We start from the raw sequence: 23,129 nt of genomic DNA, 5'->3' as shown, positions 1-23,129 counted from the left end.
TTCGCGTCTGGTCCCGTCGGTGTCGATCGGATCCGAGTGGAGCCGAGGCGCCGCTGGCGGGACTCGCAGCTAGCCTTGCGGGAAATATGCGAGGGCATACCGCGAGTCACAAGGCCGTCGGCGGCCGGATCGCGATTCCAGCCGTCTCGGAGCGATTAAATTTCCGTCATCAGCGCTTCGTTGACCATGATCGGCGCTTTCCTAGAGCTCGCGCAGCACCGGCGCCGCCTTCTGGCCGAGGACGCGCCAAGTGCCGGCGAGGCCGAACCCGACGGTGAGAACCAGCGCCGCCACGAGCGTGACCACCGCCAGGCCGCCGTCGAAGACGAAGGGCAGCCGCATGACGCGGGCGACCACGTACCAGGCGGCCAGAGCTCCGGCGCCCACGGCGAACAGCGCGGTGGCCGCGCCCAGCGACATGTATTCCGTCACATAGGCGCGGATCAGCGTCGCGCGCGTCGCGCCCAGCGTCTTCAGGACCACCGCGTCGTGGACGCGCGCCCGATTGCCGGCGGCAAGCGCCCCCGACAGGACCAGGACGGAGGCGACCAGTGCCACGGCCGCCGCGGCGCGGATCGCCAGGGCGAGCTGCGCCACCAGCGCGTTGACGGCGTCCAGGGCGTCCTTGACGCGTACGGTGGTCACGGAGGGGAAGGTGTTGGAGATGCCCGACAGCACCGCGCGCTCGGCTTCCGGCGTGTCGTTCGGCATCTGCAGCGTCGCCAGCCAGGCATGGGGTGCGCCGGCGAAGGTGTTGGGCGAGAACACCATCACGAAGTTGATGGCAAGCGATTCCCATTGCACCTCGCGCAGGTTGGCGATGCGCGCGGTGATGTCGCGACCGAGCACGTTGACGGTGATCGTGTCGCCGATCCGGAGGCCGAGCTCGCCCGCCTCCTCCGCCGCGAAGGAGACGAGCGGCTCGCCCGCGTAGTCGGCCGGCCACCACTCGCCCGCGGTGAGGGTCGCACCTTCCGGCAGCGTGGCGTCGTAGGTGATGCCCCGATCGCCCCGCAGCACCCAGGCGCCTTCGGGCGGCACCTCGACCTTGGACACGTCCGTTCCGCGAAGTTGCGTGATGCGCCCGCGCAGCATGGGCACGTCCTGGAGCGTCGAACCGGGGGCGAGCGCGGAGATGGCGGTGCGGAAGGCGTCCACCTCGGCGGACTGGATGTCGACGAAGAAGAAGTTCGGCGCGCGGGCCGCCAGCGTGCCGCCGATCTCGTTGCGCAGGTTGCGGTCGATCGAGGCGAGCGTGACCAGGAGCGTCAGCCCGAGCCCCAGCGACAGCACCACGGAGGCCGTCAGCGCGCCCGGCCGGTGGATATTGCCGATCGCCAGCCGCAGCGGTGTCGAGCGCACGCGCGGCAGCCGTGCGGCACCCCAGCGGATCGCCATGGCGACGAGCCGCAGGATCACGAAGGCGACCGCGGTGGCCACCAGGAACACGCCCGCCACGCCCCGGTCGCTGGACATCGCCAGCGCCAGAGCGGCGACCCCGGCGGCCAGGAGCAGCGCCGTGCCGGCATAGGCCCAGCGCATCCGCAGCGTTCCCGGTCCGTCGTTGGCGCGGAACAGGGCCGTCGCCGCCACGTCGCGCGTGCGCCCGAGCGGCAGGATCGCGAAGGCCAGCGCGGTGAGATAGCCGAACACCGCGCCGATCAGCAGCGCGCCCGGATAGACCGACGCCTCCGCCGCGATCGGAATGTGCGCTTCCAGGAAGCGGGCTGCGAAGAAGGGGGCCGTCGCGCCCAGCAGCAAGCCGAGCACGATGCCGACGCTCGAAAGGATCAGGATCTGCAGAAGATACACCGTGACCACGAAGCGGCCGCTGGCTCCGAGGCTCTTGAAGGTGGCGATCACCGTGCGCTTGGAATCGAGATAGGCCGAGACGGCGTTGGCGATGCCCACGCCCCCCACCACCAGCGCGGTCAGCCCGACCAGTGTCAGGAACTGCGAGAACCGCTCGATGTTGCGCTGGAGCGACGGGGCCGCCTCGCTCGCATCGCGGATGCTCCAGCCGGCCTGGGGAAAGCGCGTGTTGGCCTCGGCCTGGACGAGTTCGGGGTCGCGCGAGGGATCGGCGAAGCGGAGCTTGTAGTCGTATTCCACCAGCGAACCCGGCTGCACGAGCCCGGTCGCGGCCAGGGCATCGAGCGAGACCAGGAGGCGCGGGGCGAAGATGAAGCCGTCGGACAGGACGTCCGGCTCGCGGGTCAGCACGCCGCGCAGCTCGATCTCGATCTGTCCGACGCGCACCGTGGCGCCGGGCCGGATGCCGAGCCGGTCGAAGAACTCGGGCGCGGCCAGCGCACCGAAGCGTCCGTCGCGCTCGGCCAGCAGATCGGCCAGCGGCGCAGCGGGCTCGGATCCGACCGTGCCGAATAGCGGATAGCTCGCGTCCACCGCCTTCAGCTCGCTCAGGGTCTGATTCGAGCCGTCCGGCAGGCGCGCCATGGAGCGCAGCGAGCCGGTCTCGGCCACGGTGCCGAGCCCGCCGAGCCACGCGCGCTCCTCGGCGCTCGCCCGGCGCTGGTTGAGGCCGAAGCGCATGTCGCCGCCGAGGATCGTGCGACCCTCGCGCTGGATGCCGCTGGTCATCATCTCGGAGACCGAGTTCACCGCCGCGATCGAGGCGACGCCGAGCGTCAGGCAGGCGAGGAAGATCACGAAGCCGCGCAGCCCCCCGCGCATCTCGCGAAGCGCGAAGCGGAAGGCGAGCGCCAGGGAACCGGCCGGGCGCGCGGCCGAAGCCGCAGGGCGCGCTTCGCTCACTGGGCGGCTTCCGCGAATGCGGCCCTGTCCTTGCGGCCGCCGGCCTCGACCACGCCCGAGCGCACGGCCACCTCGCGTCCGCAACGGGCGGCGAGCGTCCGGTCGTGGGTGACGAGGATGAGCGTCATCGCGCGCCGCGCCTGCTCGGAGAACAGGAGGTCGGCGATCTGGGCGCCCGTCTCGCCGTCGAGATTGCCGGTGGGCTCGTCGGCGATCAGGATGTTGGGCTCGGGCGCGAGCGCGCGGGCCAGAGCCACGCGCTGCTGCTCGCCGCCCGACAGCTCGCCCGGGTAGTGGGTGACGCGCGCCGCGAGCCCCACGGCGGCGAGCTCGCGCTCGGCCCGCGCGAACGCGTCCGGCACGCCCGCCAGCTCCAGCGGCACGGCGACGTTCTCCAGCGCGGTCATGTTGGGAATGAGGTGGAAGGACTGGAAGACGATGCCCACATGCCGGCCCCGGAAGGCGGCGAGCTGGTCCTCGCTCAAGGGGCCGAGCGCCTGGCCGGCGATCTCCACCAGCCCGTCGTCGGCGCGTTCCAGCCCCGCCAGCACCATGAGCAGCGTGGACTTTCCCGAGCCGGACGGGCCGACGATGCCGACGGATTCGCCGCGCGACACGTCGAGGTCGACGCCCTTGAGGACATGCACCGCGCTGCGGCCCGATCCCAGCGTCAGTTGAACATTTCGTAACCGGACCGCTGCTTCAGCCAAGGCGACGTCCTTCCTATATCCTGCCTGCGCGGTGCCCGAAGCCTGCCGTCCGGCGGGCGCGGGCGCCTTGCCGCAACGCGGAATATGGGTGGCCCATGCAGCGCTTCCAATCGCTTCTCGCCTTCGTGACGATCGGTCTCGGCCTGGCGCTCGCAGCGCCCGCCGGGGCGCAGCAGGCGGCACCCGAGGTGGTGGCCTTCGGCGACAGTCTTTCGGCCGGATACGGCGTCGGCCCCGGGGAGTCCTTCCCCGAACAGCTCGGGGCGGCGCTCGCCGCGAGCGGCCATCCGGCGCGCGTCGTCAACGCGGGCGTGTCGGGCGACACCACGGCGGGAGGCCTCGCGCGGCTCGACTGGTCGGTGCCGGCCTCCGCCGACGTGGTGATCGTGGAGCTCGGCGCCAACGACGCGCTGCGCGGCGTCAGCCCGGACGTCACCCGCGCCAATCTCGACGCGATCCTGGGCAAGCTGAAGGCCCGGCCGCACACGCAGGTGCTTCTGGCCGGCATGATCGCGCCGCCCAACATGGGCGCCGACTTCGCCACCGCCTTCAACCCGATCTACACCGATCTCGCGCGCAAGCACGACGTGCCGCTCTACCCGTTCTTCCTGGACGGGGTGGCTGGCCAGGCTGGCCTCAACCAGCAGGACTACATGCACCCGAACGCGAAGGGCGTGGCGGTGATCGTGCGGGGGATCCTGCCGCAGGTGGTGCAGGCTCTGGAAGCGGCCGCCGGCGCCAAGGGATGACCGCGGCGGCACGGCCCTGGTGCATCGCAGCAACGCAGGCCCGGCTTCTGTGAAGAAGGCGGCGGCGAGCCTTGAAGTCCAAAACCCGTGATGAAAGTCTTCCCCGTGTAAGGCACTCGGTCGCGCTCCCGTGACAGGCAGGCGCCTGGTCTCGAGCGTGGCCCCGAACGGGAAGGATCGTGCAATGCCGAGACTGTTCACCGCCCTCGAGATCCCGCGCGACGCCGCCATGGCGCTCTCCTTCCTGCGCGGCGGCCTGCCTTCCGCCCGCTGGATCGACGCGGAGAACTACCATCTCACCCTGCGCTTCGTCGGCGACGTCGAGGCGCGCATGGCGGACGAGATCGTGGCCGCGCTCGACCGCGTCCGCCGCGCGCCCTTCCCGGTGACGCTGCGGGGCCTGGGCGCCTTCGGCGGAAAGAAACCGCATTCGGTCTATGCCGATGTCGAGCCCTCCCAGCCGCTCGACCTTCTCCAGGGCGAGCTCGACCGCATCCTCAAGCGGCTCGGCGTGCCGGCGGACCCGCGCAAGTTCACGCCGCACGTGACGCTCGCCCGCCTTCGCAACGGCCGGAGCGAGGAGGTCGCCCACTATCTGGCCCTGCGCGGAGGCTTCCGCGCGCCCGCGTTCCAGGCCACGCGCTTCGTCCTGTTCTCGTCCAAGGATTCGGTCGGCGGCGGCCCCTATGTGATGGAGGAGGCGTTCCCGCTGGACGCCGTGCCGGCGCTGCGCGAGGCCGGCGCGCTCGCCCACGCCACCCGCTGACCCCATCGCCCGGCCGGTTTGAAACCCGGCCGGGCGCACGCCATATCGCCGGTGCGGGGGAGAACTGACGCAGGAGACGGCCATGACGGACCAGAACGGATCGACGGCAGGCGAGGCGCCGGACGGCACGGTCCAGATCGTCCCGACGGCACCGGACGAGGCGCTGGTCGGCGAGATCCTGCTGCCGGGCGACGCCGCGGAGCAGGCCCGGCAGGAACAGCGCGTGCGCAAGGGGTTCTTCGCCACGCTGAGGCGCGCGGCGCGGCACATCCCCTTCATGGAGGACGTGGTCGCCTCCTACCATTGCGCGCTGGACCCCGCCACGCCGGCCGCCTCGCGCGGGGTTCTCCTGGCCGCCCTCGCCTATTTCGTGCTGCCCTTCGACGTGATTCCCGACTTCATCGTCGGTCTCGGCTTCACCGACGACGTGGCCGTGCTTCTGGCTGCCTTCTCGGCGGTGCAGAAGAACATCCGGCCCGAGCACTACGAGCGGGCGCGCGAAACGCTGAAGGACGATCCCGAAGGGTCCGCCCGCCCCGCCTGACGCGGTGTCGGGCGATGGTCCCACTATCGCCCCATTCGTTCGGTCCTCGTCGGTCCCGGTCGCTCGTGGGCGGGCCGCAACCGCGTCGCGCGCTCACGCCGCGAAGCGACGAAGTCTCGAATGCGTGTTCGGGAATTTCCGGTTCGTTTACCCTGTGGAAAGGCTTATCGCCCACCCTGCGGCCACGAGCGCGCTCGGCCTGCCGACGGGTCGAGCGTCGAATGGCATTCCGGACCAAGCGGGGACACGAACTCCATGAAGTATGCTCTGACGGCGGCGGTCGCGATGGTGGCGCTCTCCAGCGTGGCGTCTGCCGCCCAGACACCGACCCGCATGAACCAGTACAACGACTGGGGCAGCTATTCCTACGACTCCAGCGGATCCAAGGTCTGCTACGTCCTGTCGACGCCGAAGACGATGCAGCCGTCCAGCGTCGACCACGGCGACATCTTCTTCCTCGTGTCCCAGAAGCCCGGCAACAAGAGCGCCTACGAGCCTCAGGTCGTGATGGGCTATCCCCTGCGCGACGGATCCAAGGTCACGGTCGACGTCGACGGCAAGAAGTTCGCCCTGTTCACCCGCGGCGAGAGCGCCTGGGTCGAGAACGCGGCCGAGGAGCCGCAGCTCGTGGCGGCCCTGAAGGCCGGGCGGTCGATGAAGGTCGACGCGGTCTCGCAGCGCGGCACGCAGACCAACTACACCTATTCGCTCGCCGGCGTGACGGCAGCGATCAACTCGCTGGCGAGCTGCAAGTAGGCGGCGCCGAAGCGGCCGAACGACCACGGGGCGCCGACGATCCGGCGCCCTTTTTCATGTCCGCCGCCGCCTGCACGACAGGCTTTCGAGCCCCAACCCCTTGCGAATTCGCTCGTTTCGGATCATTTGAAGCCGATCCAGACGAAGTCCAGTACGAGAAGCGGGGCGCGAGCGCGAGCCTCGCGCGGGGCAAGGTATCTTCATGAGCGTGTCGATCGACCTCACGAGTTCCGCGCCGGGCGCGCGCCCGGCCGCGCCCGTCGCCGCCCCGGCTTCGGCCCGGCGCTCGCTGCTCGGCCTGTCGCGCGAGGAGATGGGCGCGGCGCTGGTGGAGGCCGGCATTCCGCCCAAGCAGGCGAAGATGCGCGTCCAGCAGCTCTGGCACTGGCTCTACGTGCGCGGCGTGCGGGACTTCGAGGAGATGCGCAACGTCTCCAAGGATCTTCGCGCGACGCTGGACCAGCATTTCGAGATCGCGCGGCCGGAGATCGTCGAGGAGCAGATCTCCGTCGACGGCACGCGCAAGTGGCTGTTCCGCTTTCCCCCGCGCGGCGCCGGCCGCCCGGTGGAGATCGAGACCGTCTACATCCCCGAGGAAGGGCGCGGCACGCTGTGCGTCTCATCCCAGGTCGGCTGCACGCTCACCTGCACCTTCTGCCACACCGGCACGCAGCGCCTCGTGCGCAACCTCGAGCCGTCGGAGATCGTCGGCCAGGTGCTGACGGCGCGCGAGCGGCTGGGCGACTTCCCCGACGCGGCGACGCCCCAGGGCGCCATCGTGCCCTCCGAGGGGCGCCTCGTGTCCAACGTCGTGATGATGGGCATGGGCGAGCCGCTCTATAACTACGACAACGTCAAGGCGGCGCTCGCCGTGGTGTCGGACGGCGACGGGCTGGCCCTGTCCCGGCGCCGCATCACGCTGTCGACCTCCGGCGTCGTGCCGATGATCCCGAAGACGGGCGACGAGATGGGCGTGATGCTCGCCATCTCGCTCCACGCGGTGACCGACGAACTGCGCGACGTGCTCGTGCCGATCAACAAGAAGTACCCGATCCGCCAGCTGATGGACGCCTGCCGCGCCTATCCGGGCCTGTCCAACGCCAAGCGCATCACCTTCGAATACGTGATGCTGAAAGGCGTCAACGACAGCCTGGCCGACGCGCGCGAGCTGGTGCGCCTCCTCAAGGGCATTCCGGCCAAGATCAACCTGATCCCGTTCAACCCCTGGCCGGGCAGCCCCTACGAGTGCTCCGACTGGGACCAGATCGAGCGCTTCGCCGATCTCGTGAACCAGGCCGGCTACGCCTCGCCGATCCGCACGCCGCGCGGGCGCGACATCTTCGCCGCCTGCGGCCAGCTCAAGTCCGAGTCCGAGCGTATGAAGCGCGGCGACCGGCTGGCGCTGGAGGCGGCGGTCGCGGTCTGACGTCGCGCGCCGTCCCGGCAGCTCCCCCGCATGGCCCAGGTCCTGCGCTTCCTGTTCCTAATCCCGATCGGCTTCGTGCTGGCGTGCTTCGCCGCGAGCTTCGCCCTCCTGTGGCCCTTCGTCGATCTGCCCTCCGGCGCGTCGTCCCCCCCGGGCGTCTGGCTGGAACTGTCGGTCGGCTTCTTCGCGCAGGCGGCGCAGGTCGGCACCCTGGCGCTCGTGCCATGGGGCATCTTCATGGTGCTGACCGAGGCGCTCGGCTGGCGTTCGCTCCTCGTGCATGCCGGCACGGGCATCCTCGCCGGCTTCGCGGCGGCGCGCATTCCGCCGGGTGCGGGCAGCACGGCGCTGGAGACCGCGATGATCGTCGCGGGCCTCGCCTTCGCGCTCGTCTACTGGCTGGTCGCCGGCCACGGCGCCGGCACGTGGCGTCGACGCAGAGCCGCCACGCCTCCCCCTCCCCGTCCCTGAAGGAGCCCCCATGGCCCGCCGACCCTCCAACCCGCGCGATGCCGCCGAAGCCGCCTTCAAGGCCGCCACCGTCAAGCCGCCCGAGCGCATGCGCGAGGCGCCCGCCGTTCCCGGCCGGCGCGAGCAGGTGACGCTGCGGGTCGATTCCGAGGTGCTGGAGTGGTTTCAGGAGGATGGGCCCGGCTGGCAGGACCGGATGGCCGAGGCGCTGCGCCGCGCGGCCGGGAAATAGACCGTCGGACCTTGCTGTACGGGCCGATCGTGCCAGTTCGCCTGGCATGATCGTGCTCCATCACCTGAACAACTCGCGCTCGCAGCGCGTCCTATGGCTGCTCGAGGAGCTCGGCGTGCCCTACGAGGTGCGGCGCTACGAGCGCCTGCCGAGCCTTGCGGCGCCGCCCGAGCTGAAGGCCGTGCACCCGCTCGGCAAGTCGCCCGTGCTGACCGAGGGCGATCTCGTCCTCGCCGAGACCGGGGCGATCGTCGCCTATCTCGCCGAGACGCACGGGCACGGCCGCTTCCAGCCCGAGCGCGGCTCGCCCGACTGGTGGCGCATGCAGCATTTCCTGCACCATGCGGAAGGGTCGGCCATGCCGCCGCTCTTCATGAAGCTCGTGTTCGCCCGCATTCCCAGCCAGGCGCCCGTGCTGATCCGGCCGGTGGCCAAGGCGCTGATGCGGGGCGTGGACGCCCATCTCCTCGCGCCCCGCCTCGCCGAACTCTTCGACTACTGGGACGCGGCGCTGGCCGACAGCGGCTGGTTCGCCGGGCCGGAGCCGACGATCGCCGACGTGATGATGAGCTTTCCGCTGGAGGCCGCCGGCGCGCGGGTCGGCTTCGGCGCGCGGCGCAACCTGCCGGCCTTCGTGGAACGCGTCCATTCCCGACCGGCCTATCGCGCGGCGCTGGAGCGCGGCGGCCCCTACGCCTACGCCTGACGGGCGCCTCTCAGGCCCGGGCGAGCAGGATGTGGACCGCGAAGGCCGAGAAGACCGAGGCGAACAGCCAGTCGATGAAGCGCATCACGGCCGGCTTGGTCTTGAGCGTCGCGGCGATGCGGTCGGCGGCGAGGATCATCGCGAAGGTGATCGGCGTCGCCACCACGATGAAGTAGACGCCGAGGAAGAACAGCTTGCCCCCCGCATGCGGATCGCCAACGGCGACGAACTGCGGCAGGAACGTCACGAAGAATAGGATGATCTTCGGGTTCAGGAGGTTGATCCCGATCCCGGTCGCCCAGTTGGCGGCGAAGGGCTGGGGCGGCGTCCTGGCTCTGTCCACCGAAAGCGACGAGCCGTGGCGGATCGCCTGCACGGCCAGCCAGACCAGATAGGCCGCGCCGACGACCTTCAGCGCGAGGAACGCCTCCGGCGAGGCGGCGATCAGGGCCGAGAGGCCGACGGCGGCCAGCGTCGTGTGGATCAGCGATCCCGTGCAGGCGCCGCAATAGGCGGCAAGGCCCGCCCGGCGCCCCTGCGCCAGCGTGCGCCCGAGGAACAGCGTCATGTCCGGTCCGGGCGTGATGGTCAGCACCACGGCGGCCAGGGTGAAGGCCGCAAGGGCCGACAGATCCGGCAGGAAGGTCATGCGGCCTCCGGTGCGAGCCGCCCGCGTGCGCGGGCCTCGAGGACAGTGAGCCGGATCGGGGGTGCGCCGGGCTCGTGCCGCGCCCCGTCGTCGGAGGATCACTCTTACGTCATCGCGAGGTCGCGGGAAAGCGGCGGCGACCTGTCGCCGGGCGCCTGCGCTCTTTCTTCGCCCACGGCGCTTTGTTAAGAGCGCCCGACGGAACCTTCGGGGCGCCCTTGCCCGAAAGGCGCCGTCGGCGCTCCCGGTTCGGGGCGCGATCGTCCTCTTTCCGGGAACATTCCGAAGCATGGCTCTTCCGCGCGACGTCAAGAAGGTGGTTCTCGCCTATTCCGGCGGCCTCGACACATCGATCATCCTGAAGTGGCTCCAGACCGAGCTCGGCGCCGAGGTGGTCACCTTCACCGCCGATCTCGGCCAGGGCGAGGAGCTGGAGCCCGCGCGCCGCAAGGCCGAGATGCTCGGGATCAAGGAGATCTTCATCGAGGACGTGCGCGAGGAGTTCGTGCGCGACTTCGTGTTCCCGATGTTCCGCGCCAACGCGGTCTACGAGGGCGTCTATCTCCTGGGCACCTCGATCGCCCGGCCGCTGATCTCCAAGCACCTGATCGACATCGCCAAGCGCACCGGCGCCGACGCCATCGCCCACGGCGCGACCGGCAAGGGCAACGACCAGGTTCGCTTCGAGCTCTCGGCCTACGCGCTGAATCCGGACATCAAGATCATCGCTCCCTGGCGCGACTGGTCGTTCAAGAGCCGGACGGACCTTCTCGACTTCGCCGAGAAGAACCAGATCCCGGTCGCCAAGGACAAGAAGGGCGAAGCCCCCTTCTCGGTCGACGCCAACCTCCTTCACTCGTCCTCCGAAGGGAAGGTGCTGGAGGATCCGAGCGTCGAGGCGCCGGAATACGTCCACATGCGCACGATCTCGCCCGAGGCCGCGCCCGACAAGGCGACCACGATCACCATCGGCTTCGAGCGCGGCGACGCGGTGTCGATCGACGGAACGCGCCTGTCGCCCGCGACGCTGCTCGCCAAGCTCAACGACTACGGCCGCGACAACGGCATCGGCCGGCTCGACCTCGTGGAGAACCGCTTCGTCGGCATGAAGTCGCGCGGCGTCTACGAGACGCCGGGCGGCACGATCCTGCTCGCCGCCCACCGCGCGATCGAGAGCATCACACTGGACCGGGGCGCCGCGCATCTCAAGGACGAGCTGATGCCGCGCTACGCGGAGCTCATCTACTACGGCTTCTGGTTCTCGCCGGAGCGCGAGATGCTGCAGGCCCTGATCGACCGCAGCCAGGAACACGTCGAGGGCGAGGTGACGCTGAAGCTCTACAAGGGCAACGTCATGGTCACCGGCCGCGCGTCGCCGAAGTCGCTCTATTCCGACAAGCTCGTCACCTTCGAGGACGACCAGGGCGCCTACGACCAGAAGGACGCCGCCGGCTTCATCAAGCTGAACGCCCTGCGCCTGCGCACGCTCGCCAAGCGCAACGGCCTCTGAAGTCGGGGACGCTAAACGAACGGGGTCGGCGGATCGCTCCGCCGGCCCCTTCGCGTGTCTGCCGGCCCGCTCAGGCCGTGGCGACCGAACCCGGCAAGGCCCGGCCCCTGTTGAACGTCATCCCCGTGAGCACCACGGCGAGCCAGAGAGCCGCCAGCACCCACCAGATGCCGCCGGCGATCAGCGCCATGCCGATCAGGCCGGCCTGCAGCGTGTAGTAGGCCATCGGGATCAGCGTCATGCGGATCACGTCCCCCTCGCGGTCGGTGAGGCCGACCACGGCCGAGGCCGCCACCACGTTGTGCACGCAGATCATGTTGCCGGCCGCGCCGCCGACCGCCTGGAGCGTGACCACCAGGATCGTTGACAGGCCGGTCAGTCCGATCTGCTCGGCCGCCGAGAACTGGAACAGCGAGAACATCATGTTGGACACGGTGTTGGAGCCGGCGACGAAGGCGCCCAGCGCCCCGATCAGCGGCGAGAACAGGGGCCAGAGCGACCCCGTCACGCCGGCCACCGTCTCGGCCAGCACCAGGGGCATCGATTCCAGCGGCCCGCGCCCCGTGTTGATGAAGACCTGCACCATCGGCACCGCGATCAGGAGCGCCGGGGCGGCCGAGACCATGGTCGCCGCCGAGTTGCGCCAGGCCCGACCGTAGGCCCGTCCCGACATGCGGAAGATCAGGAACGACAGGAGCGATGCGAGGATCAGGATCGTGCCCGGCGAATACAGGAGCTGGGCGCTGGCGTTGATGCCCGATCCGAACAGGTCGCGGAAGGCGAGCGTCGCGTCGGGCGAGGTCAGCGCCGCCTTCAGGGGCGCAACGGTGCGCGTCGCCACCAGGAGCAGGGCGACGACGAGATAGGGAGACCAGGCGCGCAGGAGCGAGATGCCCTGGCCTTCCGCCGCGTCCTCGGCCCCGTCGCCTGCGGTCCGCATCCGCCCGAACCAGTTCTCGTTCCAGCCGGCGCGGGCCGGGAAGTCGAAGCGCGTCGCGGGCATCAGGAAGCCCCGGCGCGCGGCGGGCACCACGATGGCGAGGCCGATCAGGCCGCCCAGCAGCGACGGGAACTCCGGGCCCAGCAGCAGCGCCACCAGGAAATAGGGAACCGTGAAGGCGAAGCCGCAGAACAGGGCGAACGGCCAGACCGCGAACCCCTCGCGGAACGAGCGGTTCGCACCGAAGAAGCGCGTCAGCATGCCCACCATGATGAGCGGCACCACGAAGCCGACCAGCGCATGCACCATGGCGACGTTGACCGCCAGCTGCACGACGTATTCGGAGAGCGTCGTGGGCGCGATGCTCTGGGTCACCATGTCGCTGTTGGACAGGCCCGTCCCGACCCCGACCAGCATCGGCGTGCCCACGGCTCCGAAGGAGACCGGCGTCGACTGGATGATGAGCGTCACCAGGACGGCGGCCATGGCCGGGAAGCCGATCGCGACCAGCAGCGGGGCGGCGACCGCCGCCGGCGTTCCGAAGCCCGAGGCACCCTCGATCATCGAGCCGAACAGCCAGGCGACGATGAGCGCCTGGATGCGCCGGTCCGGCGACAGTTCGGTGAAGCCCCGGCGGATCGCCCGGATGGCGCCGCTTTCCTGGACCGTCTGCAGCAGCAGGATCGCGCCGAAGATGATGAAGAGAAGCGTCAGCGCGGTCACCAGACCGTTGACCGTCGCTCCGGCGACCGTGCCGAACGTCTGCCCCCAGACGGCCAGCGCCAGCACCACCGCGGTGGCATAGGCGACCAGCATGGCGAACTTCGCCGAGCGGCGCATCACGACGAGAAGCACCAGCACCACCGCGATCGGCAGTAGCGCCAGCACGAAAAGAACGGACTGCGGCAAGAGACCCTCCCATCTTGCACGTGTCGAATCGGCTTCGGGCCTCCCGCCCTCGCCGCATCGGGCAGTCAACCGCATGCGCCGCCCCGCCGCAACGTTGCGCAGGCGGTTCGATGCTTGCGGGGCCTTACAATCGTGTGTTCGGGCAACCAATTGGGTGGGACGTTCGCAGGAAGGCCCGACGATGATCCCCTATTCCGTCCTCGACCTCTCGCCCATTCCCGAAGGCGGCACGGCGGCCGACGCGCTGGCCAACTCGCTGGATCTGGCCCGCGCGGCAGAGCGGCTCGGCTATCGGCGCTTCTGGCTGGCCGAGCATCACAACATGACCGGCATCGCCAGCGCCGCGACGGCGGTGGCCATCGGCCACGTCGCCGCCGGCACGCGAACCATCCGCGTCGGCGCCGGCGGCGTCATGCTGCCCAACCACGCGCCGCTCGTGATCGCCGAACAGTTCGGCACGCTGGCGACGCTTTATCCCGGCCGCATCGACCTCGGGCTCGGCCGGGCGCCCGGCACCGACATGATGACCGCCCGCGCGCTGCGCCGGAATCTCGAGAGCTCCGACAGCTTCCCGCAGGACGTGGTGGAGCTGATGGGCTATTTCGCCGACGCCGAGCCCGGCCAGCGGCTTCGCGCCGTGCCGGGCGCGGGAACGAACGTGCCCGTCTGGATCCTCGGCTCCAGCCTCTACGGGGCGCAGCTCGCCGCCCATCTCGGCCTGCCCTACGCCTTCGCCTCGCACTTCGCCCCGCAGGCGCTGGACGACGCGGCGGAGATCTACCGGCAGACGTTCCGACCCTCGGCCGAGTGGGCGGCGCCGCACTTCATGCTGGCGATCAACGTCTTCGCCGCCGATACGGACGCCGAAGGCCGCCGCCTCCAGACGTCGATGCAGCAGGCCTTCGCGCGCCTGCGCTCGGGTCGGCCTGGCCCGCTGCCCGTGCCGGTCGACGATATCGACGCGGTTCTGGACGCCGGCGCGCGCGCCATGGTAGACGAGGCGCTGCGCGTCTCGGTGGTGGGCGGACCGCCGCGGGTTCGCGAGGGGCTGGAGCGGCTCGTCGCCCGCTATCGGCCGGACGAGGTGATCCTGACCGGCCAGATCCACGACCACGGCGCCCGGCTGCACTCCTTCGCGCTGGCCGCCGACGCGATGCGCGCGATCGGTGGCGCGAGCGTGCAGGCCGCCGAATAGGGTCAGGCCGTGTTCGAACCCTCGGCGCGCGGCTCCTTGCAAAGGAGGTTCACCGGCTCCTCGAGCTGCGGGTCGGTGCTGAGGTTGCCGCGCACGATGCGCAGCACGGCGCCGGCCGCGCGAATCTGCTCCTCGGTGAGCCCCTGCGTGGCGAAGCTGAAGATCTTGTCGAACAGCGGATCGAGTTCGCGCATGATGCGGAACGCCTCTTCGGTCGGCTCGATCAGCTTGGCCCGGCGGTCGTTGGGGTCCATCGTCCGGTGGATCAGCTTGCGCGCCTCCAGCCGGTCGAGATAGGCGGACAGGGTCATCGGCTCGACGCCCATCCGTTCGGCGAGCACCGCCTGGCGCGACCCTCGGAAGCGGATCACGTGGCCGAGCGCCCGAATTTCACCCGGGGTCAGCCCCAACCCGTTTTCCGCGACGGTCTTCTCGAAATACTGTCGGAAAAGCCGAGACGTATCGGTAAGGAGAAACCCGAACGCATTTCCCATCGTCAAGTCTGGCACAGGTCGCCGCCTTTTTCGTCAATCGAGAGCCAAGCCGTTCCTTCGATCGGCCGAGACGTCACGTGTCGCCCGCACCATGTCCTTCATTCGACGGCTACGGGCAAGGGACGATTCTTTGAAAATGAGCCTAAAAATGACAGAATCCCAAATCGAGGCGTTTGATTCCCGCCTTGCCTTTCCCCAGCGGCAGCTGCTTCCGGACTTCGAAAGCCTGGCGCCGGACGACTTTGCCGCAGCCTTCCGCAGGGCGATGGACGCGCACGCGGCCGAGATCGAGGCGATCGCCGGCGAGGCCGCCGAGCCGGACTTCGAGAACACGATCCTCGCCCTGGAGCGCGCGGGCCGTCCGCTGTCGCGCGTCGCCTCGCTGTTCTTCGCGCTGGCCGGCGCCCATACCAGCGAGGGCATCCAGCAGGTGGAGCGCGACGTCTCGCCCGCGCTCTCGCGCCACGGCTCGCGCATCTCGCTGGACGCCGCCCTGTTCGCGCGGATCGACGCCCTGTTCGAGCGACGCGCCGAGGCCGGCCTCGGCGCCGAGGAGATGCGCCTCCTGGAGCGCACCCATGCCGGTTTCGTGCGCTCGGGCGCCCGGCTCGCGGGCGACGACCGACAGCGCTTCGCCGACATCAACGCGCGGCTCGCCGAACTCGGCACGGGCTTCTCGCAGAACGTTCTGGCCGACGAGAGCGCCTACGCGCGCCCCGTGGCGGAAACCGACCTCGCGGGCCTGCCGGCCTTCCTGGTCTCGGCCATGGCGGACGCCGCCGCCGAACGGGGGCTGACGGGCCACGTGGTCACCCTGTCGCGCTCGATCGTGGTGCCGTTCCTCACCTATTGCCCGGACCGGGGCCTGCGCGAGGAGGTGTTCGGGGCGTGGACGCGGCGGGGCGAGCGCGAGGGCGCGACCGACAACCGCCCGGTGCTCGCCGAGATCCTGCGACTGCGGGCCGAGAAAGCGAGGCTCCTCGGCTTCCCCTCGTTCGCCGCCTACAAGCTCGACGACACGATGGCCGGGACGCCCGAGACCGTCGAGGCCCTGCTGCGGCGCGTCTGGGACAAGGCGCGCGAGCGCGCCGAGGCCGACGCCCGCACGCTCGCGACCCTGGCGGCCTCCGGCGGGGACAACGCCCCACTCGGGGCGGCCGACTGGCGCTTCCATGCCGAGAAGCGGCGGCAGGCGGAGTTCGCCATCGACGAGGGGGCGCTGAAGTCGTACTTCCAGCTCGACCGGATGATCGAGGCCGCCTTCGACGTCGCGGGCCGGCTGTTCGGCCTGCGGTTCGAGCCCCTGCCCGAGATCCGCGCCTGGCATCCCGACGCGCGCGTCTGGCGCGTCCTCGACGCCGACGGGACCGAACGGGGCCTCTTCATCGGCGACTATTTCGCCCGCACCTCCAAGCGATCCGGGGCCTGGATGAGCGCGCTGCGCTCGCAGCACCGGATCGACGGCGGCCAGACGCCCGTGATCTACAACGTGTGCAACTTCGCCAAGCCGGCGCGCGGCCGGCCGGCGCTCCTGTCGGTGGACGACGCGCGCACGCTGTTCCACGAGTTCGGCCACGCGCTGCACGGGCTCCTGTCGGACGTCACCTACCCCTCGCTCGCCGGCACCGCCGTGGCGCGCGACTTCGTGGAACTGCCGTCCCAGCTCTTCGAGCACTGGCTCACCGTGCCGGCGATCCTCGAGCGCCACGCGCTGCACGCCGAGACGGGCGAGCCGCTGCCGGCCGCCAAGATGCGGAAGCTGGAGGCGGCGCGGACCTTCGACGCGGGCTTCGACACGGTGGAGTTCACCGCCTCCGCCCTGGTGGACCTCCTGTTCCACCGCGAGCGGGAGGCGCCGGCCGACCCGATGGCGCGCGAAGCGGAAATCCTGGCAGGGCTCGGCATGCCGCGGGAGATCGTGATGCGCCATCGCTCGCCGCACTTCGCCCACATCTTCTCGGGCGACGGCTATTCGGCGGGCTACTATTCCTACATGTGGTCGGAGGTGCTCGACGCCGACGCCTTCGAGGCCTTCGGCGAGGCGGGCGACCCGTTCGACGCGCAGACCGCCGGGCGGCTCCGGCGGTTCGTCTACGCCGCCGGCGACTCGGACGACCCGGCCGCCCTCTACGAGCGGTTCCGCGGCCGCGCGCCCGACCCGGACGCGCTGATGCGCAAGCGCGGTTTCGCGGCCTGACGGACCTCCCTTTCGCTTTTGCGAAAAATCCTTTAAGGAGCGGCCCAATGACCGCGACGTCCTTGGGCCGTTTCTTCTGAGACGCGCCTCCAAACGCGTTTCAACTCCTTCCGGTGACCCGACACATGAAGCTCCGCAACATCGCGATCATCGCGCACGTTGACCACGGCAAGACGACCCTGGTCGACAAGCTGCTCGCCCAGTCCGGCTCGTTCCGCGAGAACCAGCGCACCGAAGAGCGCGCGATGGACTCCAACGACCTCGAGAAGGAGCGTGGCATCACGATCCTCGCCAAGGCCACCTCGGTGGAGTGGAAGGACACGCGGATCAACATCGTCGACACCCCGGGCCACGCCGACTTCGGCGGCGAGGTGGAGCGCATCCTGAACATGGTGGACGGCGCCGTGATCCTGGTGGACGCGTCGGAAGGCCCGATGCCGCAGACCAAGTTCGTGCTCGGCAAGGCGCTCAAGGTCGGCCTCAAGCCGATCGTGGCGATCAACAAGATCGACCGCCCCGACCAGCGCCACGAGGAGGTTCTGAACGAGATCTTCGACCTGTTCGTCAATCTCGACGCCACCGACGAGCAGCTCGACTTCCCCGTGCTCTACGGCTCGGGCCGCGCCGGGTGGATGGCCGAGGCGCCGGAGGGCCCGCAGGACAAGGGCCTGGAGCCGCTGTTCGACCTGATCCTGAAGCACGTTCCCGAGCCGGACACCGCCGGCAAGGACGAGCCGTTCAAGATGATCGGCACGATCCTTGAGGCCAACCCGTTCCTGGGCCGCCTCATCACGGGCCGCATCCAGTCCGGCTCGATCAAGCCGAACCAGACGATCAAGGTCCTGAACGGCGAGGGCCAGCAGCTCGAGTCGGGCCGCATCTCCAAGATCCTCGCCTTCCGCGGCCTGGAGCGCACGCCGATCGAGTACGCCGAGGCGGGCGACATCGTCGCCATCGCGGGCCTCCAGAAGGGCACCGTCGCCGACACGTTCTGCGACCCGTCCGTGAGCGAGGCGCTCAAGGCGCAGCCGATCGACCCGCCGACCGTCACCATGAGCTTCATCGTCAACGACTCGCCGCTCGCCGGCACCGAGGGCGACAAGGTGACGAGCCGCGTAATCCGCGACCGCCTGCTCAAGGAGGCCGAGGGCAACGTCGCGCTGAAGATCGAGGAATCGGAGGACAAGGACTCCTTCTTCGTGTCGGGCCGCGGCGAGCTTCAGCTCGCGGTGCTGATCGAGACCATGCGCCGCGAGGGCTTCGAGATCGGCGTCTCGCGCCCGCGCGTCGTGATGCAGAAGGACGAGGCCACCGGCGACACGCTGGAGCCGATCGAAGAGGTCGTGATCGACGTCGACGAGGAGCATTCGGGCGTCGTCGTGCAGAAGATGAGCGAGCGCAAGGCCGAGATGAAGGAGCTGCGCCCGTCGGGCGGCGGTCGCCAGCGCCTCGTGTTCCATGCGCCGACGCGCGGCCTGATCGGCTACCAGTCGGAACTGCTCACCGACACGCGCGGCACGGCGATCATGAACCGCCTGTTCCACTCCTACGCCCCCTACAAGGGCGCGCTGGCGGGCCGCACCAACGGCGTCCTGATCGCCAATGCCGCCGGCGAGGCCGTGGCCTACGCCATGTTCAACCTCGAGGACCGCGGCCCGATGATCATCGATCCGGGCGTGAAGGTCTACGAGGGCATGATCATCGGCATCCACAGCCGCGACAACGACCTCGAGGTGAACGTCCTCAAGGGCAAGCAGCTCACCAACATCCGCGCCGCCGGCAAGGACGAGGCGGTGAAGCTGACGACGCCGATCCGCATGACGCTGGACCGCGCCCTCTCCTGGATCCAGGACGACGAGCTGGTCGAGGTGACGCCGAAGAACATCCGCCTGCGCAAGCTCTATCTCGACCCGAACGAGCGCAAGCGCTTCGAGAAGAGCCGCAAGGTCGCCTGACCTCCAGCTCGACGAACGATCCTATCGAGGGGACGCGGCACCGCCCGCGTCCCCTTTTTCGTGGGCGCATGTTCACGAATGCATCATCGCGCCGAATCCTTCATCATCCGCAGGAACGCGCCCCCCTTCCGGCCGTTCAGCGGGCAAGGAGGATGTGCCATGTCGTACCTGTCGCCCCAAGCCGGCGAGATCGTCGCCGACAACCACCTCCAGCCGATCGACATGAACCGGAAGGACTGGTTCAGCGCGCTCGGCGCCTCCCTGCCGGACCAGTCGATGCAGGCCGGACAGGGCGCGGGCTGGATGAACCGCCGTCCGCCGGGCCTTCGAGCCGCCACCAAGGCCTGAGGGCGGAACCGACGGGACGGCTGGCGCACTCACGAACGATCGACGCGAGCGAGGCGATGCCGGGAACCGGCACCGCCTTTTTTCATGTGGTCAGCCGCCCCCCCAGAGCTTCGGGATCTGCTGGGCCACGGTGAGCACCGACAGGAAGCCGAACAGCAGGAAGCCCCAGGCGAGCGCCGCGACGCGGCCCGGTCCCGGCCGGATCTCGGGCACCAGCAGGCGACGGTTGAGGCGGATCAGGAGACCCGAATAGATGAACATCATCAGGCCGCCGACGCAGGCCGAGATCACCAGCAGCACGAGCGGCTGCGTGAGCCCGGCCAGGAGGACCACCACGCCGATCGCGACCAGGGTCCAGACGATCCAGAAGTAGAGGCGGCTTTCGTTCGCGCGCTTCAGGTAGGAGGTGCGCAGCACGTCGGCTGCCAGCCGGGCCGTATAGTCCACGATGCCCGTGGCCGCCCCGAACAGCGAGAAGGCGCCGATGAACCAGAACAGCGCGCCGAACCAGCCGCCGACCCGCTCGGCCAGCACCTGCCCTTCGCTCTGCACGAAGGCCACCGAGTTGGGGAGCCCCTCCTGCCCGTAGACCGTCGCATAGGCGAGAAGCGAGGTGAACGTGATGGTGACGAAGGTGATCGCCACGAAGGTGAGGAGCTGCTCCCAGTTGGCGAAGCGCCACCAGCGGTTCCAGCGAGCCATGTGCTCGGGCGTCGGCTCGAACACGAAGCCGGTCGAGGGTGCGGCCTCGGGCTGGCCGGTCACCGGGCTCCGGATGCGCGGCACGTACTTGCCCATGCCGAAACCCTTGTCGCGGATCCAGTTGGACTGGCACAGGTTCTGGCCGCCGCCGGCGCCCGCGAAGGCCAGCGCGCCCAGAAGCAGCGCGAAGCCGAGCTCGGTCGGGATCGAGGCGGTGGTGACGATCTGCGGCAGGGCCGCCCAGTCCTCGGCCGTGATCACGAAGAAGCCCGCGATGACGATCAGCAGGCCGACGGCCGCGACCTTCACCATCTGGAGCCGCTCCAGCATGACGTAGACCACGGGCGCCAGCGTCAGGATCAGCCCGATGGAGATCAGCATGGCGATCGCGATCCAGCGTGGCTCGCCGCCCACGATGTAGGACAGCATGGTGGCCGAGCTCGTCGCCCAGCCGGGCCACAGATTGGCGAAGCACGTCATCAGCGCGAACACCAGGCCCCAGTGCCGCCAGAACCGGCTGAAGCCCGTCAGCACGGTCTCGCCGGTCGCCAGCGTGTATCGCTCGATCTCCATGTTCAGGAAGAACTGGGTCATCACGCCGAGCAGCGCCGCCCAGACGAAGGCCATGCCGACCTGGCTGGCGATGTAGGGATAGAGAATGAACTCGCCGGACGACAGGCCGACGCCCGCGGCGACGATGCCGGGGCCGATCAGCTTTCCGGTGTTGGCGGGCGCGGGCGGTAGCTCGCGCACCTCCGGTCGACCCAGGACATGGGTCGGGAAGAGATCGGCGGCCGAGCCGCGCATCTCCCTGCTTGGGTTGGACATCGATCCTCCTGATTGCGGCCCGCCGACCCCAGCGCGGCGGGCGCCCCCTCGGGCAATCCCCCTAGATAGGGCGCTGCGGGAAAGGCGCCCGCACCGCCACGAAACCTTGATGCCGGCGCGCCGCGCGATAGGTCAGCCGGGCGAAAGGCGACGGAGGCGAGCATGAGAGCGGTGGGATACGCGGCGTCGCCTCCCGACGGGTCGGTCGAGCATCTGGCGGATCTCGACCTGCCGCCGCCCACGCCGACGGGCCGCGATCTCCTGATCCGGGTCGAGGCGGTGTCGGTCAACCCGGTGGACACCAAGCAGCGCGGTCCGGTGGGCGATCCCGCCCGGCTGCCGCGCATCCTCGGCTTCGACGCGGCCGGCACGGTGGAGGCGGCGGGCGAGGACGCGACCCTGTTCCGCCCCGGCGACGCGGTGTTCTACGCGGGCGCCGTGGACCGGCCGGGCTCCAACCAGGAATTCCAGCTCGTGGACGAGCGGCTCGTGGCCCGCAAGCCGTCACGCCTCGATTTCGCCGACGCGGCCGCCCTGCCGCTCACCGCGATCACGGCCTGGGAAACCCTGTTCGACCGTTTCCGCATCCAGCCCGACCTCAGCGAGAAGGGCACGCTCCTGGTGATCGGGGCGGCCGGCGGCGTCGGCTCGATCGCCACGCAGCTCGCCCGAGAGCTGACCGGGCTGACCGTGGTGGGCACCGCCTCGCGCGCCGAGAGCCGGGACTTCGCGCTCGACCACGGCTGCCACCACGTGATCGACCATTCGCAGCCCATGGCGCCGCAGATCGAGGCGCTGGGCCTCGGCCCGGTGGACTACGTCTTCGGCGTCACCCGGACGCCGGACCACATGGCCGACATCGGGCTTCTGATCCGCCCGTTCGGGCATCTCTGCGTGATCGACAGCGCGGAGATGGACCTGTCGCCGATCCGCTTCAAATCGGTGTCGCTGCACTTCGAGTACATGTTCACGCGCCCCGTCTTCCAGACCGCCGACATGATCGAGCAGCACCGGCTGCTGGCCGAGGTCTCGCGGCTGGTGGACGCCGGGCGCATTCGCTCGACCCGCACCCGCACCCTCGCGCCGATCTCGGCGGAGACGGTGCGCGAGGCGCACCGGATGAGCGAGACCGGGCGCACGCTCGGCAAGACCGTGATCGCCGGCTGGCCGGCCGCGACGCCGGAGGCTTGAGGATGGGTCTCCTTTCGGGCCTCCTGGGCCTTGCCAGCGACCTCGACACCGGCGCCCTCGCCCGCGAGCTGGAGCCGGTCCTGCTGCCCGACGAGACGATCGAGGTCGCTTTCCAGATCGTGCGCGACCAGATGGCGTTCACCGACCGGCGCGTGATCCTGGTCGACAAGCAGGGCATGACCGGGCGCAAGCGCGCCTACCATTCGATCCCCTACCGGGCGATCACCATGTTCTCGGTGGAGACGGCCGGCTCCTTCGACGCGGACGCCGAGCTGCGCATCTGGGTGTCCGGCCAGTCGCAGCCCTTCCTGCAGAACCTGTCGCGCGGTACCAACCTCGCCGGCATCCAGAAGGCGCTGGCTTCCGGCACCCTCGGGCGGGGCTGAGGACGCCCGCCGCATTGCGGTGGGGATTTGCCTCGCGAGCCATTGAGGCGCTCGCCCCTCCGAGCTACCAGAACGCAATGGCATGCCCTCGACATACCCGGTCCACATTTCGGTCGAATTCGATGGATCGTCCCGCCGCGATCATAGTTAACGCGACATGAAGACGATCGCCGCCGATGTCCGACTTGCCGAGGCCGCCGACGCCGGCGCGCTTTCGCTGGTGCACGCCGCGTCCTGGACGTCGGCCTACCGGGGCCTGATTCCCTACCGGGCGCTCTCGGCCATGGTGGCGCGGCGCGGGCCGGACTGGTGGTCGCGGGCCATCGCCAACCGGGCCACCATCCTGGTGCTGGAATACGGCGGCGAGATCGTCGGCTACGCCACGGTCGGCCGGAACCGCACGCGGGGCCTCAGCGTCGACGGAGAGGTCTACGAGCTGTATCTGAAGCCCGAGTTCCAGGGCGTCGGCTTCGGGCGGCGCCTGTTCGACGCCTGCCGCACGCTGATGGCGGCGCGCGGCCTTCGCGGCGTCGCGGTCTGGTCGCTCGCCGACAACGAGAACGCCGTGCGCTTCTACGAAGCGGCCGGCGGCGCCGACGTGGCGACCGGGTCGGAGACGTTCGAGGGCGTGACGCTGCACAAGATCGCCTACTGCTTCCAGTAGGCGCCCCGGCATCGGGCGGGCGGCCG

Annotated in this window: 22 protein-coding genes; 16 read left to right on the top strand and 6 right to left on the bottom strand. The window is 69.9% G+C overall.

Annotated elements, in window-relative coordinates; translation table 11 throughout:
• Window positions 1-201: 201 nt before the first annotated feature.
• Together D3218_RS11445 and D3218_RS11440 are read right to left on the bottom strand one after the other, a co-directional pair.
• Window positions 202-2,694: an ABC transporter permease gene (locus D3218_RS11445; RefSeq protein WP_119540294.1), complete on the bottom strand. Its 2,493-nt coding sequence runs from the start codon at window positions 2,692-2,694 to the stop codon at window positions 202-204.
• Window positions 2,695-2,771: 77 nt separating this feature from the next.
• Entirely contained in the window at window positions 2,772-3,485 is a 714-nt protein-coding gene (locus D3218_RS11440; RefSeq protein ID WP_119540200.1) for an ABC transporter ATP-binding protein, read from the bottom strand.
• Between the two features lie 95 nt (window positions 3,486-3,580).
• Here D3218_RS11440 and D3218_RS11435 point away from each other — a divergent pair, with 95 nt between their 5' ends.
• The 8 genes from D3218_RS11435 to D3218_RS11400 all read left to right on the top strand — a co-directional run bounded on the left by D3218_RS11435 (window position 3,581) and on the right by D3218_RS11400 (window position 9,135).
• Window positions 3,581-4,234 carry an arylesterase gene (locus tag D3218_RS11435; protein ID WP_119540199.1) on the top strand — a complete coding sequence of 218 codons (654 nt, stop codon included), beginning with the start codon at window positions 3,581-3,583 and terminating at the stop codon, window positions 4,232-4,234.
• A gap of 184 nt (window positions 4,235-4,418) precedes the next feature.
• Window positions 4,419-5,000 carry an RNA 2',3'-cyclic phosphodiesterase gene (gene thpR / locus D3218_RS11430; RefSeq protein ID WP_119540198.1) on the top strand — a complete coding sequence of 194 codons (582 nt, stop codon included), beginning with the start codon at window positions 4,419-4,421 and terminating at the stop codon, window positions 4,998-5,000.
• A gap of 82 nt (window positions 5,001-5,082) precedes the next feature.
• Window positions 5,083-5,544 (top strand): YkvA family protein, encoded by a 462-nt coding sequence (locus D3218_RS11425; protein ID WP_119540197.1) that lies wholly within the window; start codon window positions 5,083-5,085, stop codon window positions 5,542-5,544.
• Between the two features lie 255 nt (window positions 5,545-5,799).
• On the top strand, window positions 5,800-6,300 hold the full coding sequence (locus D3218_RS11420) for an invasion associated locus B family protein (protein ID WP_168990486.1): 501 nt from the start codon (window positions 5,800-5,802) through the stop codon (window positions 6,298-6,300).
• 202 nt (window positions 6,301-6,502) lie between these two features.
• On the top strand, window positions 6,503-7,726 hold the full coding sequence (rlmN, locus tag D3218_RS11415; RefSeq protein ID WP_119540196.1) for a dual-specificity RNA methyltransferase RlmN: 1,224 nt from the start codon (window positions 6,503-6,505) through the stop codon (window positions 7,724-7,726).
• 30 nt (window positions 7,727-7,756) lie between these two features.
• Window positions 7,757-8,197, top strand: a complete 441-nt coding sequence (locus tag D3218_RS11410; RefSeq protein ID WP_119540195.1) for a hypothetical protein — start codon at window positions 7,757-7,759, stop codon at window positions 8,195-8,197.
• Between the two features lie 10 nt (window positions 8,198-8,207).
• Window positions 8,208-8,429, top strand: coding sequence for a BrnA antitoxin family protein (locus D3218_RS11405; RefSeq protein WP_119540194.1), 222 nt, complete (start codon window positions 8,208-8,210; stop codon window positions 8,427-8,429).
• A 46-nt stretch (window positions 8,430-8,475) separates the two neighbouring features.
• Window positions 8,476-9,135: a glutathione S-transferase family protein gene (locus tag D3218_RS11400; RefSeq protein WP_119540193.1), complete on the top strand. Its 660-nt coding sequence runs from the start codon at window positions 8,476-8,478 to the stop codon at window positions 9,133-9,135.
• Window positions 9,136-9,145: 10 nt separating this feature from the next.
• Here D3218_RS11400 and D3218_RS11395 read toward each other — a convergent pair whose 3' ends face one another.
• Window positions 9,146-9,784 (bottom strand): LysE family translocator, encoded by a 639-nt coding sequence (locus D3218_RS11395; protein ID WP_119540192.1) that lies wholly within the window; start codon window positions 9,782-9,784, stop codon window positions 9,146-9,148.
• Window positions 9,785-10,073: 289 nt separating this feature from the next.
• Between D3218_RS11395 and D3218_RS11390 the strand changes: the two genes are divergently transcribed.
• A complete protein-coding gene (locus tag D3218_RS11390) occupies window positions 10,074-11,294 on the top strand; it encodes an argininosuccinate synthase (protein WP_119540191.1) in 1,221 nt (406 codons plus the stop codon).
• A 70-nt stretch (window positions 11,295-11,364) separates the two neighbouring features.
• Here D3218_RS11390 and D3218_RS11385 read toward each other — a convergent pair whose 3' ends face one another.
• Window positions 11,365-13,143 carry an L-lactate permease gene (locus D3218_RS11385; protein ID WP_119540190.1) on the bottom strand — a complete coding sequence of 593 codons (1,779 nt, stop codon included), beginning with the start codon at window positions 13,141-13,143 and terminating at the stop codon, window positions 11,365-11,367.
• Between the two features lie 181 nt (window positions 13,144-13,324).
• On the opposite strand from D3218_RS11385, the gene D3218_RS11380 reads away from it, so the two are divergent.
• Entirely contained in the window at window positions 13,325-14,338 is a 1,014-nt protein-coding gene (locus D3218_RS11380) for an LLM class flavin-dependent oxidoreductase (protein WP_119540189.1), read from the top strand.
• Window positions 14,339-14,340: 2 nt separating this feature from the next.
• Here D3218_RS11380 and D3218_RS11375 read toward each other — a convergent pair whose 3' ends face one another.
• On the bottom strand, window positions 14,341-14,748 hold the full coding sequence (locus D3218_RS11375; RefSeq protein ID WP_245415010.1) for a MarR family winged helix-turn-helix transcriptional regulator: 408 nt from the start codon (window positions 14,746-14,748) through the stop codon (window positions 14,341-14,343).
• Between the two features lie 232 nt (window positions 14,749-14,980).
• Between D3218_RS11375 and D3218_RS11370 the strand changes: the two genes are divergently transcribed.
• From D3218_RS11370 to D3218_RS11360, 3 genes are all read left to right on the top strand, one after another.
• Window positions 14,981-17,029 (top strand): M3 family metallopeptidase, encoded by a 2,049-nt coding sequence (locus tag D3218_RS11370; protein ID WP_119540187.1) that lies wholly within the window; start codon window positions 14,981-14,983, stop codon window positions 17,027-17,029.
• 125 nt (window positions 17,030-17,154) lie between these two features.
• Window positions 17,155-18,984: a translational GTPase TypA gene (gene typA / locus D3218_RS11365; RefSeq protein WP_119540186.1), complete on the top strand. Its 1,830-nt coding sequence runs from the start codon at window positions 17,155-17,157 to the stop codon at window positions 18,982-18,984.
• 159 nt (window positions 18,985-19,143) lie between these two features.
• Window positions 19,144-19,332, top strand: coding sequence for a hypothetical protein (locus D3218_RS11360; protein ID WP_119540185.1), 189 nt, complete (start codon window positions 19,144-19,146; stop codon window positions 19,330-19,332).
• Window positions 19,333-19,422: 90 nt separating this feature from the next.
• Here the strand turns inward: D3218_RS11360 and D3218_RS11355 are convergent, their stop codons facing one another.
• Window positions 19,423-20,862, bottom strand: a complete 1,440-nt coding sequence (locus tag D3218_RS11355) for an Nramp family divalent metal transporter (protein ID WP_245415009.1) — start codon at window positions 20,860-20,862, stop codon at window positions 19,423-19,425.
• A 162-nt stretch (window positions 20,863-21,024) separates the two neighbouring features.
• Between D3218_RS11355 and D3218_RS11350 the strand changes: the two genes are divergently transcribed.
• From D3218_RS11350 to D3218_RS11340, 3 genes are all read left to right on the top strand, one after another.
• On the top strand, window positions 21,025-22,053 hold the full coding sequence (locus tag D3218_RS11350; RefSeq protein WP_119540183.1) for a zinc-binding alcohol dehydrogenase family protein: 1,029 nt from the start codon (window positions 21,025-21,027) through the stop codon (window positions 22,051-22,053).
• Window positions 22,054-22,055: 2 nt separating this feature from the next.
• Window positions 22,056-22,439, top strand: coding sequence for a PH domain-containing protein (locus tag D3218_RS11345; RefSeq protein WP_119540182.1), 384 nt, complete (start codon window positions 22,056-22,058; stop codon window positions 22,437-22,439).
• A 157-nt stretch (window positions 22,440-22,596) separates the two neighbouring features.
• Entirely contained in the window at window positions 22,597-23,103 is a 507-nt protein-coding gene (locus tag D3218_RS11340) for a GNAT family N-acetyltransferase (protein WP_119540181.1), read from the top strand.
• Window positions 23,104-23,129: the final 26 nt, after the last annotated feature.

Source organism: Aureimonas flava (assembly GCF_003583935.1).
Classification (GTDB): Bacteria; Pseudomonadota; Alphaproteobacteria; order Rhizobiales; family Rhizobiaceae; genus Aureimonas; species Aureimonas flava.
This window is presented reverse-complemented; position numbering and strand designations above follow the sequence as displayed.